This window comes from Roseobacter sp. (assembly GCF_024639605.1).
Taxonomy (GTDB): domain Bacteria; phylum Pseudomonadota; class Alphaproteobacteria; order Rhodobacterales; family Rhodobacteraceae; genus Roseobacter.
In genome coordinates, this window is sequence record NZ_JAHEHZ010000085.1 from 1 (window position 1) to 15,234 (window position 15,234).

At 58.4% G+C, this 15,234-nt stretch carries 15 protein-coding genes; 8 read left to right on the forward strand and 7 right to left on the reverse strand.

The annotated features are described in order from the left end of the window. Positions 1-1,484 (reverse strand): FAD-dependent monooxygenase (locus Q0M35_RS11965; protein ID WP_295315525.1); only part of this gene is annotated, 1,484 nt, incomplete at its 3' end. Positions 1,485-1,646: 162 nt separating this feature from the next. On the opposite strand from Q0M35_RS11965, the gene Q0M35_RS11970 reads away from it, so the two are divergent. Next, positions 1,647-2,108, forward strand: a complete 462-nt coding sequence (locus Q0M35_RS11970; RefSeq protein WP_295315527.1) for a MarR family transcriptional regulator — start codon at positions 1,647-1,649, stop codon at positions 2,106-2,108. A gap of 102 nt (positions 2,109-2,210) precedes the next feature. On the opposite strand, the gene Q0M35_RS11975 is transcribed toward Q0M35_RS11970, so the two are convergent. The 6 genes from Q0M35_RS11975 to pcaQ all read right to left on the reverse strand — a co-directional run bounded on the left by Q0M35_RS11975 (position 2,211) and on the right by pcaQ (position 7,733). After that, positions 2,211-3,602 (reverse strand): TRAP transporter large permease, encoded by a 1,392-nt coding sequence (locus Q0M35_RS11975; protein ID WP_295315529.1) that lies wholly within the window; start codon positions 3,600-3,602, stop codon positions 2,211-2,213. After that, complete coding sequence (locus tag Q0M35_RS11980; protein WP_295315531.1) at positions 3,595-4,092, reverse strand: TRAP transporter small permease; 498 nt, start codon at positions 4,090-4,092, stop codon at positions 3,595-3,597. Before Q0M35_RS11980 ends, Q0M35_RS11975 begins: the two co-directional genes overlap by 8 nt. Before the next feature lie 66 nt (positions 4,093-4,158). Continuing rightward, on the reverse strand, positions 4,159-5,193 hold the full coding sequence (locus Q0M35_RS11985) for a TRAP transporter substrate-binding protein (RefSeq protein WP_295315533.1): 1,035 nt from the start codon (positions 5,191-5,193) through the stop codon (positions 4,159-4,161). 101 nt (positions 5,194-5,294) lie between these two features. Beyond that, the gene (locus tag Q0M35_RS11990) at positions 5,295-6,356 is read right to left on the reverse strand and encodes a 3-carboxy-cis,cis-muconate cycloisomerase (protein WP_295315535.1); all 1,062 of its coding nucleotides are present in this window, start codon (positions 6,354-6,356) and stop codon (positions 5,295-5,297) included. Then, the gene (locus tag Q0M35_RS11995) at positions 6,353-6,511 is read right to left on the reverse strand and encodes a hypothetical protein (protein ID WP_295315537.1); all 159 of its coding nucleotides are present in this window, start codon (positions 6,509-6,511) and stop codon (positions 6,353-6,355) included. The genes Q0M35_RS11990 and Q0M35_RS11995 overlap by 4 nt, the downstream gene beginning before the upstream one ends. Positions 6,512-6,794: 283 nt before the next feature. Further along, positions 6,795-7,733, reverse strand: a complete 939-nt coding sequence (gene pcaQ, locus Q0M35_RS12000) for a pca operon transcription factor PcaQ (protein ID WP_295315539.1) — start codon at positions 7,731-7,733, stop codon at positions 6,795-6,797. An 83-nt stretch (positions 7,734-7,816) separates the two neighbouring features. Here pcaQ and pobA point away from each other — a divergent pair, with 83 nt between their 5' ends. The 7 genes from pobA to Q0M35_RS12035 all read left to right on the forward strand — a co-directional run bounded on the left by pobA (position 7,817) and on the right by Q0M35_RS12035 (position 15,027). After that, positions 7,817-8,986: a 4-hydroxybenzoate 3-monooxygenase gene (gene pobA / locus Q0M35_RS12005; protein WP_295315541.1), complete on the forward strand. Its 1,170-nt coding sequence runs from the start codon at positions 7,817-7,819 to the stop codon at positions 8,984-8,986. After that, a complete protein-coding gene (pcaD, locus tag Q0M35_RS12010; RefSeq protein ID WP_295315543.1) occupies positions 8,986-9,774 on the forward strand; it encodes a 3-oxoadipate enol-lactonase in 789 nt (262 codons plus the stop codon). Before pobA ends, pcaD begins: the two co-directional genes overlap by 1 nt. Continuing rightward, entirely contained in the window at positions 9,767-10,150 is a 384-nt protein-coding gene (pcaC, locus tag Q0M35_RS12015) for a 4-carboxymuconolactone decarboxylase (RefSeq protein WP_295315545.1), read from the forward strand. The genes pcaD and pcaC overlap by 8 nt, the downstream gene beginning before the upstream one ends. Further along, positions 10,147-10,872 (forward strand): protocatechuate 3,4-dioxygenase subunit beta, encoded by a 726-nt coding sequence (gene pcaH / locus Q0M35_RS12020; protein ID WP_295315547.1) that lies wholly within the window; start codon positions 10,147-10,149, stop codon positions 10,870-10,872. The genes pcaC and pcaH overlap by 4 nt, the downstream gene beginning before the upstream one ends. Then, entirely contained in the window at positions 10,872-11,492 is a 621-nt protein-coding gene (pcaG, locus tag Q0M35_RS12025) for a protocatechuate 3,4-dioxygenase subunit alpha (protein WP_295315549.1), read from the forward strand. Before pcaH ends, pcaG begins: the two co-directional genes overlap by 1 nt. A gap of 10 nt (positions 11,493-11,502) precedes the next feature. Further along, positions 11,503-12,339, forward strand: coding sequence for a 3-keto-5-aminohexanoate cleavage protein (locus Q0M35_RS12030; protein ID WP_295315551.1), 837 nt, complete (start codon positions 11,503-11,505; stop codon positions 12,337-12,339). 255 nt (positions 12,340-12,594) lie between these two features. Beyond that, entirely contained in the window at positions 12,595-15,027 is a 2,433-nt protein-coding gene (locus Q0M35_RS12035) for a glycoside hydrolase family 3 C-terminal domain-containing protein (RefSeq protein ID WP_295315553.1), read from the forward strand. Positions 15,028-15,234: the final 207 nt, after the last annotated feature.

Below are 15,234 nucleotides of genomic sequence, written 5' to 3' on the forward strand. Positions count from 1 at the left end.
CCATCGGCTTCGGCGACATGGCCAAGCTGCATCTGCATTGCGTCCGCCAGGCGCACCACCGGCGCCGAGTGAAACCGCCGCCCGATGGTCAACCCGGTTGCTAGGTTCTGGTACGTTGGCGCGCCGAAGAGGTCGGAGGCGTCGTAATGCACCGCAAGCCCTCCGGTGAATTCCAGGTTCTCGATGAATTGTTTTTGAAACCGCGGCATGTCAGTGCCGTCGAGTTCGGATGTGCCCGGCGGCGCGGACATGATCCGGGCCCATTTGTGATCGGTTTCGATCAGGCGTTTGGCCTCCTTCCATCGTTCCATCGAATAGCTGCGCAGAAGCGTGGCATCGGAGCGCCCTTGAAGAACATGCGCCAGCTTCCAGCCGAGGTTGAAGGAATCCTGCATGGAGACGTTCATCCCCTGGCCGGCCTTCGGGCTGTGGGTGTGGCACGCATCGCCAGCGGTGAAGACGCGGGGTGCGCGGCTCTCGCCCTCGGGCACGTCATCGAAGCGGTCGGTCAGGCGATGCCCGATCTCGTAGATCGACCACCAGACGACCTCTTTCACGTCGATCTGGTATGGTTGCATGATCCGGTTGGCGGCGGCAATCAAATGATCCGCCGTGAAATTGCGGCCAGCGACGCGCTCATCAGGACTGAGCTTGTCCAACTCGACGTAAAGACGGAACAGGTAGCCGCCTTCGCGCGGCAGGACGAGGACGTTGCCTTCGGTCGCCGAGGCGATGAGGCATTTCTGGCGTATGTCGGGAAAGTCCGTATTGGCGAGAATGTCCATGACGCCCCAGGCCTGGTGCGCCGCATCGCCATGCAACTGGCCGCCGATGGCCTTCCGCACGTTCGATCGCGCGCCGTCACATCCCACGACGTAGTTGGCACGTATTGTCTTCGTTTCGCCCGCGTTGATGCTGGTGTTTTCAAGCGTAACCTTCACCGGATGATCATCTGTCTCGATGTCGACGGTCAAATCGCGAACCGCCCAGCCGTAATCGGGCTCGAGCCGCGTGGGCGCATTGCGCATGACGTCCAGAAACAACTCATGCACGCGCGCCTGGTTAATGAGAGTGTGAGGCATCTCCGAGGAGTCGTCCGGCACATCCTGCACACGGCCGATGCGCTTGATATGCGCGCGGTTCTCCGGGTCAGGCGCCCAGAACGCCGTTTGGTTCACCCAGTAGCTTTCCCGCTTGACCTTTTCGCCGAAACCAAATGCCTGAAACATTTCCATTGTGCGGGTGTTCACGCCATCGGCCTGTCCCTTTTCGATCGGACCCGGTTTTGGTTCCACGATCATCGTTTCAATCTCGGGAAATTGCGACAGTTGGGCCGCTAGGCATAGCCCGGCAGGACCGCAACCCGCAATAAGCACGTCCACTTTTTCGGGCAATGCCGAAAACGGGCTGCGTTCACGTCTACCCCGAGCCGCAGTTTTGATGTCGGGATCTCCGCCGCGAAAGCCATCCAGGTAATATTGCATCGTCGTTCCTCCCTGCAACGCGTCCATGGTGCAGGACCGTGTATGCTGAAATTAGTATCTATACTTACTAAATGAGTCAATATAAATATGTGTACATACTAAATATTCTAAGATATTGCTACTAATAGATTTAAAATCAACTAAAGGCAGTGGGGCGCAAAGATGAAGCTGGATGAGATGGCTGGGCATTTGATTCGACGCCTGCACCAGACCTCGACACAGGTGTTCGCGAAGCGAATTCAAGAAGCTGGATTTGACATTACCTCAGTTCAGTTCGCCGCGATGGACGCAATCATTGCAGAACCCGGCATTGACCAGGCGAGCATCGCCACAAAGATAGCTTATGATCGGGCGACGATAGGGGGTGTGATCGACCGTCTCGAACAGAAAGGCTATGTGGAGCGTTCGGTCAGCAAGCGTGACCGCAGAGCACGTGAGGTGCGGCCGACCAAAAATGGTCTAAAGGTCTACAACGAGATCGTGCCGATTGTGACGCAGCTTCAGGGCGACATTCTATTGGGGCTGAATGAAGCAGAGCGGGCTACATTTCTCCATCTCGCCCAAAAGGTCATCGGCCTTGTTTCCGATCCGGCCGGACCTGGCACGGAAGTTCCAACGAGTTAGCTATTTGAATCGTAACGCGAAACGCGTCGAAGCTGCTTAACTCAAGGCTCGGAGCGGTAAGGACGATGCCATGTACAGACCGCTCCGAAACTTCTTAAGTGACTACCCGCCTATCAGTCTGGGAACCGCGAGTGTCAATGCCGGGATTGCGAGAATGAGACCGACGCGCACAATTTCCGCGCCGAGGAACGGCATGACCCCCCGAAAGACGGTGGACATCGGCGTATCACGGGCCAGCGATGAGATGATGAAGACGTTCAGTCCCACCGGCGGCGTTATCAGGCCCAGTTCAACCACGATGAGGGCGAGAATTCCGAACCAGATCTTCAGGCTGTCTGGGTCCATGCCGAAGGCGGCTGTTTCGGCGGTGACATATTCACCGCCGTTGAGCGCGATCAAGGTCGGCCAGAAAAACGGTACGACGACGAGAATCATCGCAAGGCTTTCCATGAAACATCCCAGGATGATGAAGATGCAAAGCATGATGATCAGGATGACCATCGGGTCCATGCCGCTGGTCGCGGCCCACTCAGACAGGGCCTGAGGCAGGTTGGTCCGCGTGAAAAATCCTTTCAGAACCTCGGCTCCGAAAAGAATGAGATAGATCATCCCGCTGGTGATTGCGGTCGCCCGGATGGCACGCAGAAGACCTGCTATGTTCAACCCCTCACCGGTAAGCCCTCGCAGGATGAATCCATAGGTCGCAATGGCGAAGACACCGATGCTGGCCGCTGGCGTAGGCGTAAAAAGACCAAACCCGAGGCCCAGTATGATCGCGCCGAAGATGCCGATAACGGGCCACAGCCGGCGAATTGCCTTGCGGCGATCTTCCGGTTCCATTTGCGTTGGTTCGGGCGCGAGTGAAGGATTGATCCGGACCTGGATCGCGATGACAAGAATAAATCCCAGAACGGCGATCAAGCCCGGCACAATTGCCGCCTGGAACATTTTCAGGATCGATCCCTCGACGATGATCGCATAGATCACGAGAGCAACGGACGGCGGGATCAGAATGCCCAGCGTACCGCCTGCGGCGAGTGAGCCGGATGCAAGGCTCGGCGCGTAGCCGAGTTTCTTCAGTTCGGGCAACGCGACCTTACCCATCGTCGCGGCCGTGGCCAGGGACGATCCGCAGACAGCGCCGAACCCACCGCAGGCTGCAACAGCCGCCATGGCGACACCGCCGCGCAATCTGGACATGAGTGCTTCCAAGCCTTTGAAGAGATCGCTCGACAAACGCGCCTCGGCAGCGATGTACCCCATGAGCACGAACAGCGGGACGACCGACAGATCGTAATTCGCGACGTTTTCCCAAAGTAGGCTCTTGAACTGCCTCAGGTAGGGGACGAAGCGGATGTAACTGACAGTCTGGCTGAGCACCCAGGTGCCGCCGATACCGACCAGGATCATCGCGATGCCAACTGGCATACGCAGGATCAACAGGCCAAAAAGCACGATGAGCCCGACAACTCCGATGGTGATGGGGTCAAGCATCGCTGGTGCTTCCTTTTATCTGAGAGACTGCGATGAGCGCCCAAAGGACCATCGACGCCAGGCCGGGAATGTAGAATGGCCAGGTCGGCCAGCCCAGAACGCTGGTCACAACCGTGTCTGATCGCGCCTCCAGCAGGCCAAAAATCATCCAGTACGCGAGGAACAGGGCAACGGCGGCTGTCAGGGCGAGCCACAGCCTGTCAATCCCGTTTTGGAAGCCTTCCGGCAACCGATCCATGAAGAGTTCGACGGCGACATGCCCTTTGTGCGCCTGGCAATAAGGGAAAAACATCAATGCGGCGCCGCTGATGGCAAGCTGCACGAAATCCTCGTATCCCGGTAGTCCGGAGACGTCTGCGCCGAACAGCCCCGCAATCCTGTCCAGGATGAAAGCGGTCGTGTTCGTGGTCGTGATGGCGACGATTATCAGCAGAATTACTCCACCGAGGACGGCAAAGACATCGGCCAGTCGCCCGAGAAAGGCGGTCATGGCATTTTCCCTTCGTTGTGCTTCGATGTCAGGAGGGGCGGTATTGCCTCTCCTGACTGTTGCGGGTCAGTTGCGCGGCGTAGCGGCGGTGACGGCGGCACGTGCCTGTTCGACCAGAGCAGCGCCGTCGATCCCCTTGGCAGCAACGTCGTCGATCCAGCGCTGAACAACTTGTTCGCTGACGGCGTTGAACTTGGCCGCCTCTTCATCCGAGAGAACGATGCGCTCGACGCCGGCATCCGACAGGGCGGTCTCGCCGCCGGTCTCGAAACCTTCCCAGATCGCGCCGATTTCTGCGGCCACATTGGCTCCGGAATTCGCGTCGATAACTGCCTTCAGATCATCGGGCAGCGCTTCATACGCGTCCTTGTTCATGGCGACCATGAAGGTCGAGGTGCCGAAGCGATCACCGCCGGGCAATTCGGTCGTGGATTTGTCGAGTTCCTGGAGTTTGAGCGCCGGTACAATCTCGAAAGGAATGAGCGCCCCGTCGACGACGCCTTTTGACAGTGCCTCGGGCAGCGTTGGAACCGGCATGCCGACAGGCTCGGCCCCGATCCCCTCGATGATCCACGCCCCGGTCCGGCTCGGCGTGCGCAGCTTCAGGCCGGATGCATCTTCAAGCGAGCGAACAGGTGTGCTTGCCGAGTGGATGAGGTTTCCGTCATGTGTGTGCAAAAACAGAACATGCACATCCTCGAAATCCTCCGCCAGCAGGTCAAGCGAGGCGTTCATTGCAATCGTGGTCGCCTCGGCAGATCCCGCGTGCACCAGCGGAAGCTCAAATACCTCGCTGCGGGTGAAGACACCGGGCGTGTAGCCCAGTAGCGTCCAGACAATGTCAGCCGTTCCGTCTCGGACCTGTCCGTAGAGTTCGTTCGGTTTTCCGCCCATCGACATGGCAGGGAAAATCTCGATGGCGATGCGTCCGCCACTGTCCGCTTGTACCTTTTCCGCCCAAGGCTGAAGCATGTCCTTGTGCGCACTGGCCACGGGCGGCAGGAAATGATGCATGATCAGCGTCACCTCCTGGGCCATGCTGGCCGTTGCCGTCATAGCGACGGCGGCAATCGAACTCAGAAACTGCGTTCTCATTTTCATTTCGGTTTCCTCCTTTGGTGTTTCGTTCGTTGTCTTGATCTCGATCCGGGCCTTTCAGGACCGTGGACCTTTTCGACGGAATTGGCGCGTCCGATCTTCTCTCAATTCGATGCTCCACCCATGGATGTGACGTTCCGGCACAGCGAAGAACCGGCGCCGAGCGATCTGGCTGCGGCCACCGCCATCTGCGGCAGGATCATCCATTCCAGAGCCCAGGCGCTGCCGGATCGTTCCTGTTCATGGACCTGAGCCTGGTGGATGCCGGACAGTTGCGTCGCGTTAAACCGCGCAAGCGTCACCAGCAGCTCGGCAAGTATGGGGTTCGCTTTGTGGGGCATGGCGGAGGACCCGCCGCCGCCATTAATCCGGATTTCGTCGAGTCCCTGCTGGGCCATCAAACAGATGTCCTGGCCCATCTTACCGAGCGTGCCGGTGATCAGCGAAAGCACGCTTGCATAGGCGGCAATTCCGTCGCGCGCCGCGTGCCATGTGAAATCGGATACGGCCAGATCAAGTTCCGCCGCAAGCGCCCGGGCTACTCGGTCGCCAAAAGGCTCCAGTTCCTTGCGGTCGCCTGCTGCCCCGCCGAGCTGGAGTTTTTCCGTGTGGGGCCGCAGTTCCATTAAACGGTCGCAATGCGCGTCCAGCGGCGCACGCCAGGTGGTTAATCTGTCGGAGACCCTGATCGGCATTGCCGCCTGCATACGCGTCCGGCCCATCAGGGGATTCGCCCCGAATGCATCGTTCAGGCTGTCTAAATCAGTGGCCAGCGTCTTCAGCCGGGCCACCAGAAGATCGGTGGTCTCGCGCAGTGTAAGCGCAAGTGCGGTATCGAGCACGTCCTGAGATGTTGCACCGGCGTGGATTGCGGGCGCGAGAGACCCGCCGGCTTTTTTCAGTTGCGCAACCAAAGCCGGGACCGGCAGGCCGTCTCTGGCCGTGCCGTCGCGCAGCTGTTGCAGGTCGGGTTTGAATTTTTCGATCAGAAGTGCAGCCGAAGCAGCGACATCGGTTTCAACGACGCCAGCCGTGCCAAGCGCGCGCGAATAGGCGGCCTCGAATGACAGCATGTGCTGCAACTGGCGTTCGGCGGACCAGATGCGGCAGGCGTCGTCATCGGCAAAAAGTCCGGCGAGGCAGGGATGGTCGAATACGCCGATCAATTTGCCACCTCGCGCGATGCAATCACGATCTCACTGGCGCAGACGATGCCGGGTTGAGTGCTTTTGGACACACCTACGAGCAACGGCAATGCCGGCGTGTCGGAACCAGGCACGCTCGACATTCCGTCTACTGAATTGCCGCTCGGCGTAAGCATGTTTCCCCCCGTATCTCCATGAGACACGTTATAATATCTAATTGGGCATGGAAAATTACTTTTTGCCCGTTATGATTTCTATTTTTGGAAACTAAAGGGTAAGGAGCAGGCTTGGGAAGCAGGGAGGGCTGTGGAACGTACTTCTAATCCAGCAGGCAGATATATGTGCTTGATCTCACTTGCCGAATGAAATGGGTCGCAAAAAACACCTGTTCCGATTGGCATTCCGGATTTCGAGAGCATGTCTGAAGCCGTCGCTCGAGTATCTTCGTGGATTTAAGTCTCAGTCGATATTTTCGGAGGTGTCCGTGCCTTGTGTCTCCAGAATCGCCTGGCGAAAGAGGCGAATCTGCGGCGTCGGATCTTCCTCCGACCGCGCCATGATCCCGACCGGGCCGGACATTGCGCCGGTTTCAATGGGCAGCACAACAAGTCGACCGGCTGCGATGTCCCGCGCAACCACCCCGTGACTGATGATCCAGACCGCCTGCGCCGGGCCGAGGGTCATCGAACGGCCGAAAGCGCCGGAGACGGTTTCCAGGCGATTTGGCCATTCGCCGATCCCGTGCATGATCATGAACCTGTCAACCAACGGACGGATAGCGGCTTCCTTGGGCGGATAAAGGACGCGCCATTCCGACAGTGCTTCGAGATCTTCGCAACCGACCAGGGGATGATTTGGCGCTACGACGAAAACAACCTGCTCGGAATAAAGCTGCGTAAATGCAAGGCCTTTCATCGTCTCGGGTCTGCCCATGCGTCCAAGCACGAGATCCACGGCGCCGGTGCGCAATCTGTCCACCAGTTCATCGATCTTCCCATCCTCAACGATCAAAGGCGTCGCCGGAGAAAGCTCCGCAAATCTCAAGACGGCATCCGGCAGAAGATCCGCTGCCACACTGGGCAAAGCACCGATACGCAGCGGTGTGGCGACGCCTGTGCTCAGCGCGCTAAGGCTGGTCAATCCATGGGTCAGAGCGGCAAGGCTCTGTTCCGCGAATTGCCTGAATACAGCACCTTCTCGTGTCAGTTCGACACCGCCGCGGTCCCGTGTCAGCAGCTGCACGCCCAAAATGGTTTCCAAGTCCTTGAGCGTCTTGGAAATCGCCGGCTGGGTTAGAAATATCCTCTCTGCCGCCTGCTTCAGGCTGCCACAGCGCACAGTTTCGACAAAGGCATAAAGATGCCTCATCTTGATCTGACGCGCGCGCTTGCTTTCCATTATTGAAACTATACCGCCCAATTTGGAATTTTACATACAGTTTAAGGGTATCTAAAAAGATCGCAACAGCTTTGGAGGGGAAAATGAAGACTCAAGTCGCAATCATCGGAGGCGGGCCTTCCGGACTTCTGCTCTCTCAGCTTTTGCATACCCGTGGCATCGACAGCGTCGTGCTGGAGCGCAAGACCAAGGACTATGTGCTGGGACGCATCCGGGCCGGGGTGCTGGAGCAGGGTTTCGTGGAACTCATGGAAGAGGCGGGATGCGCCGAGCGCATGCACTCCGAAGGGTTCACCCATGACGGAACACTTATCTCCTATGGCGATGAGATTTTCAGGATCGATTTCACGCAGCACACCGGCAAGCCGGTCATGGTCTATGGCCAGACAGAGGTGACGCGCGATCTTTACGCGGCACGCGAGACAGCCGGCGGCAAGATCGAGTTCAATGTCGAGGACGTCGTGATCCTTGGCGCGGACAGCGACACGCCGCGCGTGAGCTGCTCGGTAGGGGGCGACGCCCGCACGCTGGAATGCGATTTCGTGGCGGGCTGCGACGGCTTTCACGGCGTGAGCCGCCAGACAATTCCGCTCGATGTGCGCAAGGAATACGAGAAGGTCTATCCGTTTGGCTGGCTGGGCATTCTCAGCGAGACGCCGCCGGTTAACCACGAACTGATCTACGCCAATTCGGAACGCGGATTTGCTCTGTGCTCGATGCGCAATGACAAGCTCAGCCGCTATTACATTCAGTGCTCCCTCAGCGACAGCCCCGAGGACTGGACGGATGAGGCCTTCTGGGAAGAGTTGAAACGACGGATCCCGAAGGAACACGCGGATGCTCTCATTGCGGGCCCGTCGATCGAAAAATCGATCGCACCGCTGCGTTCTTTCGTCACTGAACCGATGCGCTGGGGGCGGCTGTTCCTGTGCGGGGACGCCGCGCATATCGTGCCGCCGACCGGGGCGAAGGGGCTCAACACGGCTGCATCGGATATTCACTATCTCTACAACGGGCTGAAGGACTTCTACGAAAACGGAGACACGCAAGGCATCGACGGCTATTCGGAAAAGGCGCTCAAGCGCATCTGGAAAGCGGAACGCTTTTCGTGGTGGTTTTCGTCCCTGATGCACCGCTATCCGGATCAATCGGAGTTCGACCTGAAGATGCAGATCGCCGAGATCGAATTCCTGCGCTCCAACGACGCCGCGCAGAGGGCGATGGCCGAAAACTATGTAGGATTGCCCTACTGATGCACATCGCAAAAGCAAATAGTGTTTGGCATCACTGGAGAGAGGATGGCGACCCAAACGGGCCTCCGGTTGTATTTGCAAATTCGCTCGGAACTGATCTGCGTCTCTGGGACACACTTATCCCGCTTTTGCCGCAGGGATATCGTTTTATCCGCTATGACAAACGGGGTCATGGGCTGTCGGAGTGCCCCGAAGGACCATATCAGATCGACGATCTGACCAAAGACGTCGAAGCGCTGATCGAAACGCTGAACCTCGGGTCTGTACTGTTTGTCGGACTTTCAATCGGCGGCATGATTGGTCTCAATCTCGCGATAAGGCGGCCCGACCTTGTCCGCGCTCTGGTGCTCTCGAACTCCGCTGTCAAAATGGGAACGGCCGAGATGTGGCAGACCCGGATTTCTGACATCGAAGTTCGCGGTATTGAGGCTCAGGCCAACGCAATACTGGAGCGATGGTTCGGCACAAAATTTCGTGCATCACCCGAAACCAAGCTTTGGCGCGCAATGCTGACTCGCACGCCCATAGCAGGGTATATTGGCTGCTGCGCTGCTATCGCCGACGCCGATCTGTCTACATTGGCTGTCCGGCTACGGCATCCGGTGCTCGGCATAGCCGGAGCTGAAGACGAAGCCAGTCATCCGGACCTTGTCGCTGAAACATGCGCCCTGATACCTGGTGCGGTGTGCCACACAATTCCGGCTGTCGGCCACTTGCCCTGCGTCGAGGCACCGGCGGAATACGCGGCGGTTCTCTCAACTTTTCTAGAGGAGCATGCAAATGCCTGATCGCTTTAATACCGGAATGATTGTGCGCCGCGAGGTGCTGGGAAACGAACATGTCGACCGCGCCGAAGCCAGTAAAACACCGTTTGACGAGCCTTTCCAAAACCTCATTACAGAGGCTGCCTGGGGAACTCTTTGGGCAGACGAGACGATTTCGCGTCGTGAACGGTCAATGCTGACGCTGGCCTTGCTGGCGGCGACGGGGAATTTCGAGGAAATCCCGATGCATATCCGGGCCAGCCGCAACACCGGCGCATCGCCCGAAGACATCCTGCAGGCCTTCATGCATGTGGCCGTCTACGCAGGCGTTCCGAAGGCGAACCATGCCATCAAGCTCGCGAAAGCCACTTTTGCTGAATTCGAGGAGGAGGAAAGATGACACAACCAGCAGAATACTATCAGCGTGACCGGGGGCGGCACCCGCCTGCATACACACCGGCGTACAAGACGTCGGTTGCCCGTTCCCCGCGCTACTCGCTGATAAGCCTCGAGCAATCCGCCAGCGAAGTGACCGGGCCGGTGTTTGGTCACAATGACGTTGCAGCACTCGATCATGATCTGATCAAGAACTACGCAAAAAATGGCGATCCGATCGGCGAGCGCATCATCGTGCACGGTCGCGTTCTCGACGAAAACGCCCGCCCGGTACCTAATACCCTCGTGGAAATCTGGCAGGCCAACGCGGGAGGGAGATATCGACACAAGAAAGACACGTATCTCGCGCCGATTGACCCGAACTTCGGCGGGTGCGGGCGCACGATCACGGATGAAAACGGGTACTATGCCTTCCGGACGGTGAAGCCGGGCGCGTACCCGTGGCGCAACATGGTCAACAACTGGCGTCCGGCGCACATCCATGTTTCGGTCTTTGGCGCTTCGTTCTGCCAGCGGCTGATTACGCAGCTCTATTTTGAAGGTGATCCGCTGATACCACTCTGCCCGATCGTGCAGACGATACCCGATCCGGATGCAATCGATCAGCTGACGGCAAAGCTCGACATGAACGCGACCATCCCGCTCGACACGATTGCCTATAGATTCGACATCGTTCTGCGCGGTCGCCGGTCCACACTTTTCGAAAACCGTTTGGAGGGGAACTGATGGGACAGTCGCTCAACTATCTCAAGGAAACGCCGTCGCAAACGGCAGGGCCCTACGTTCATATCGGTCTCGCGCCGGGGGCTGCAGGCTTCGACATCTACGACCGGGAACTTGGGTGGGACATTGCCGGACCCAACGCGAAGGGAGAGCGCATTCGCGTCGAAGGTCTCGTGATCGATGGTACCGGGTCCCCGATCAAGGATGTCATGCTCGAAGCCTGGCAGGCCAACGCAGACGGTAACTACGCGCATCCCGAAGGCGGCGGCGACGTCGAAGAGGGGTTCCGCGGATGGGGCAGGGTGATCACCGATTTCGAGACCGGCGCATGGGGCTTCGACACCGTCAAGCCGGGCGCTGTCATGGGCCGTTCGGGCAAGCTGATGGCGCCGCATATCAACCTCTGGATTGTCGCGCGGGGCATCAACATCGGGTTGAACACGCGGATGTACTTCGACGATGAGGCCGGGGCGAATGCGAAAGACCCGGTGATCAACCTGATCGAATGGGAAAACCGCCGCAGCACGCTGATCGCCAGGCGATCAGAGCGGGAGGGACAAGCCGTCTATCGCTTTGACATCCGCGTTCAGGGTGAAAATGAAACCGTCTTTTTTGACATCTGAGGGGCCGGATATGTCAAATCCTTGCATCATTTGCGTGGCAATCACCGGTTCTCTTCCCACCAAGGACAACAACCCGGCCGTACCGATTTCGGTTTCGGAGCAAATCGAAAGCGCGCAGGAAGCCTTCGAGGCTGGGGCGAGCATTGTCCACTGCCATGTCCGTGACGACGAAGGCAAGCCGACGTCGGACCCCGAGCGGTTCGCGCGGCTCAAGGAGGGCCTGGAAGAACATTGCCCCGGTATGATCGTCCAGCTTTCCACGGGCGGACGCTCCGGAGCGGGGCGAGAACGAGGCGGGATGCTGCCGCTGCGACCGGACATGGCGTCGCTCTCGGTTGGGTCGAACAATTTTCCGACGCGCGTTTACGAAAACAGTCCTGATCTCGTGGATTGGCTAGCGTCTGAAATGATTGCGCATGACGTGAAACCCGAGATCGAGGCCTTCGATCTCGGGCATATCGTACAGGCTACACGCATGGCCGCCGACGGACGCCTGAAGGCGCCGCTTTATGTGCAGTTCGTCATGGGAGTGAAGAATTCCATGCCTGCGGATGAACCGATCTTCGACTTCTACATCGAAACGCTCAATCGCCTCGCGCCGGATGCCCAGTGGTGCGCTGCCGGCATCGGACCCGCGCAAATCGTCATCAATGAATGGTCAATTGCAAAGGGTGGTCATACGCGCACGGGCCTCGAAGACAATGTGCGGCTTGATCGAAAGCGACTCGCGCCATCGAATGCGGCTCTCGTAAAGCGGGCTGTGGAGATATGTGACAAATACGAACGCCCCGTCGCGACCTGGCAAAAGGCTCGGGAGATTCTTCAACTTAGAAACCCTGCGGAATAAAGATGCGGAACGACAGATCGGAGAGGCCTGCGGTGAAGCTGGTCACGATGTTGTACCGACAGTCGCCAGTGTTTTGATGTTTCAGCTCGCGGATTGGTAGCAGCACGGTGCCCCAAAAACCGTCAACTCGGCGTGCTGCCGCCTTCTCTTTTTGCCGGACAGTGCTTGCAACTAGGGAAATCTATGTGCTGATCCGAGAAGCTTTCTTCGATACGGTGAAAATGATGCAATTGCGACATTAGAAAAGGGGATAGGATGCGTTCGGCTGAAAGCCTGATCGATCAACTGACACTGGAAGAGCAGGTTTCCCTTCTGTCGGGGCAGGATTTCTGGTCGGTCAATCCAATCGAAAGGCTCGGCATTGGTACCTTGCGCGTCACGGATGGCCCGAACGGTGCGCGCGGTAGCGGCTCTCTGATCGGGTCGGTTTCGGCGGCGGCTTTCCCGGTCGGCATCGCGATAGGCGCCAGTTGGAACCCTGATCTTGCGCAGGAGATCGGCGAGGCGCTGGCTGAAGAAGTCAAAACGAAAGACGCGCATGTCTCGTTGGCACCCACAGTTAACATCCATCGCAGCGTGACCAACGGCCGGAATTTCGAGTGCTACGCCGAGGACCCGCATCTAACCTCTCATCTTGCGGTTTCCCATATTCGAGGCCTGCAGTCACAGGGTATTGGCGCGACGATCAAGCATTTTGTCGGCAACGAAAGCGAGATCGAGCGGACAACCATGTCTTCCGATGTCGATGAACGCACCTTGCGGGAGGTGTATTTGCTTCCCTTCGAGGCAGCGGTCAAGGAAGCTGGCGTGTGGGCGGTCATGACGTCGTACAACCGGCTTAACGGCACTTTCACATCAGAGCATTCCTGGCTTTTGACCGAGGTTTTGCGAGGTGAGTGGGGTTTTGACGGATTGGTCATGTCGGACTGGTTCGGTTCGCACAGCACGTCTGAAACCTTGAATGCCGGGCTTGATCTCGAAATGCCCGGACCACCGAGGAATCGCGGGGCCAAGCTGCTGGCGGCCGTTGAGCGCGGAGAAGTCAGCCGCGCAACCGTCCGCGAGCGCGCACTGTCAGTTTTGCGTCTGATCGAGCGCGTCGGATTGCTGGATGGCGAGCAACCCCATGAGGAATGTGCCGAAAACCGGCCCAGTCACCGCGCTCTGATCCGCAGAGCCGGAGCGGAGGGTACGGTATTGATGAAGAACGACTGCCTTCTGCCGCTGGAGGGCGACAGGAAAATCGCCGTGATTGGTCCCAATGCCAAAGTCGCGCGGATCATGGGCGGCGGATCGGCGCAACTCAAGGCCCACTACAGCGTGAGCCCGTGGGACGGTCTGGCTGCTCAACTGGGAGAGAATGCACTCCTCTACGCGCCAGGCTGCACCAATCACCATTGGGAGCCGCTCTGGCGCGGCGAGTTGACGGCGACCTTCTATGGAAACCGCGACTTCAAAGGGGAACCTGCGCACGAGGAACGCATGCAAGCCGCGGAGGCGATCTGGATCCCGCCCTTTGCTGGTGGTAAGGTTGACGACAAGAATTTCTCGGCGCACATCACTGGACGTTTCCGGCCAGGTACGAGCGGCCTGCACCGTTTTGGCGTACATGCGGCGGGCTATGCACGGCTGTATGTCGACGGGCAACTGGTGACGGATGTCTGGGAAAACTGGAAAAGAGGCCGCACATTCTTTGAAGAAGGTTGTGATCCGGTTGTTGGCGAAATGGTGCTCGAAGCCGGTCGCACTTACGAGATCATGGTGGAGTTCGCCTCGCGCCCGGAAGCCAGGCTTCTGTCGGCAGCGGTCTATGTGGGTATTGGTGTCCCCATGGGAGATACCGAAATCGAGGAGGCCGCGCAGATCGCTTCGGAGGCCGATGTCGCTATCGTTTTTGCGGGCAGGTCGGGTGAATGGGATACTGAAGGCTCGGACCTTGAAGACATCAGATTGCCGGGGCGTCAGGATGATCTGATCGGCGCTGTTGCTGCCGCGAACCCGCGGACGGCAGTTGTTCTGCAAACTGGCGGACCGGTCGAAATGCCTTGGGTTGATGACGTGCCCGCCATCCTGCAGGCGTGGTATCCGGGACAAGAGGCGGGCAATGCCATCGCTGACGTATTACTGGGACGCGTGGATCCCGGCGGACGTCTACCACAGACCTTTCCGAAACACTGGCGAGATAACCCGACTGGCGGAAAAGCCCGTAAGGTTTATCCCGGTGAACATGGCCATGTGATCTATGAAGAAGGCGTTTATGTTGGTTACCGCGCTTACGAGCGCGATGGGATTGCACCATTATTCCCTTTTGGCCACGGTCTCTCCTATACGACCTTCGCGCTATCGGAATTGCGCCTCGACGCGCACGCGGACGCGGTGCATGCGACGTTCCGGCTGGTCAACACCGGAGCGAGGCAAGGCAGTACCGTCGCGCAACTCTATGCGTCCGCGCCTGTTGGTTCCGATCTGCCGCGCAGGCTGGTCGGATTTGCGAAGTGCAGATTGCTGCCAGGAGAAAGCAAGGAAGTTACGATTGTCATGCCGGACCGATCTTTCGCGCGCTTCGACGAGACTGCAGGTACTTGGTGCATCGACGCGGGTAGTCACGAAATCGGCGCGGGTTTTTCTTGGGTAGAGATCCTGCAGGTCGCGACGGTTCAACTGTCGGACAAGACGCTGGACCTGTGACAGGACCCGGCCATTAGCCATTTGTCCGTGCGCCTCTCATGCAGGCCCCGACGAAGACCGTTCCGAGTAGCTCGCTTCTGTTCTGACTTCGAATAAATGGGAGCAATAGGTCGAAGTGTGTAAGGTGCTCGTTCGAGCCGATCGAGAACCAACGCCCGCGACCTGTTGCATCACGCAAGTTCAGCTTCTCGAGTGTGAGATCGAAAT

Excerpts from the sequence above, each read along its gene's own strand:
- Q0M35_RS11980 (WP_295315531.1), bottom strand. The coding sequence starts at position 4,092 with ATGACCGCCTTTCTCGGGCGACTGGCCGATGTCTTTGCCGTCCTCGGT.
- Q0M35_RS12035 (WP_295315553.1), top strand. The coding sequence starts at position 12,595 with ATGCGTTCGGCTGAAAGCCTGATCGATCAACTGACACTGGAAGAGCAG.
- pcaH (WP_295315547.1), top strand. The coding sequence starts at position 10,147 with ATGACACAACCAGCAGAATACTATCAGCGTGACCGGGGGCGGCACCCG.
- Q0M35_RS11995 (WP_295315537.1), bottom strand. The coding sequence starts at position 6,511 with ATGCTTACGCCGAGCGGCAATTCAGTAGACGGAATGTCGAGCGTGCCT.
- Q0M35_RS11985 (WP_295315533.1), bottom strand. The coding sequence starts at position 5,193 with ATGAAAATGAGAACGCAGTTTCTGAGTTCGATTGCCGCCGTCGCTATG.
- pcaD (WP_295315543.1), top strand. The coding sequence starts at position 8,986 with ATGCACATCGCAAAAGCAAATAGTGTTTGGCATCACTGGAGAGAGGAT.
- Q0M35_RS11970 (WP_295315527.1), top strand. The coding sequence starts at position 1,647 with ATGAAGCTGGATGAGATGGCTGGGCATTTGATTCGACGCCTGCACCAG.
- pcaC (WP_295315545.1), top strand. The coding sequence starts at position 9,767 with ATGCCTGATCGCTTTAATACCGGAATGATTGTGCGCCGCGAGGTGCTG.
- pcaQ (WP_295315539.1), bottom strand. The coding sequence starts at position 7,733 with ATGGAAAGCAAGCGCGCGCGTCAGATCAAGATGAGGCATCTTTATGCC.
- Q0M35_RS12030 (WP_295315551.1), top strand. The coding sequence starts at position 11,503 with ATGTCAAATCCTTGCATCATTTGCGTGGCAATCACCGGTTCTCTTCCC.
- pcaG (WP_295315549.1), top strand. The coding sequence starts at position 10,872 with ATGGGACAGTCGCTCAACTATCTCAAGGAAACGCCGTCGCAAACGGCA.
- pobA (WP_295315541.1), top strand. The coding sequence starts at position 7,817 with ATGAAGACTCAAGTCGCAATCATCGGAGGCGGGCCTTCCGGACTTCTG.
- Q0M35_RS11975 (WP_295315529.1), bottom strand. The coding sequence starts at position 3,602 with ATGCTTGACCCCATCACCATCGGAGTTGTCGGGCTCATCGTGCTTTTT.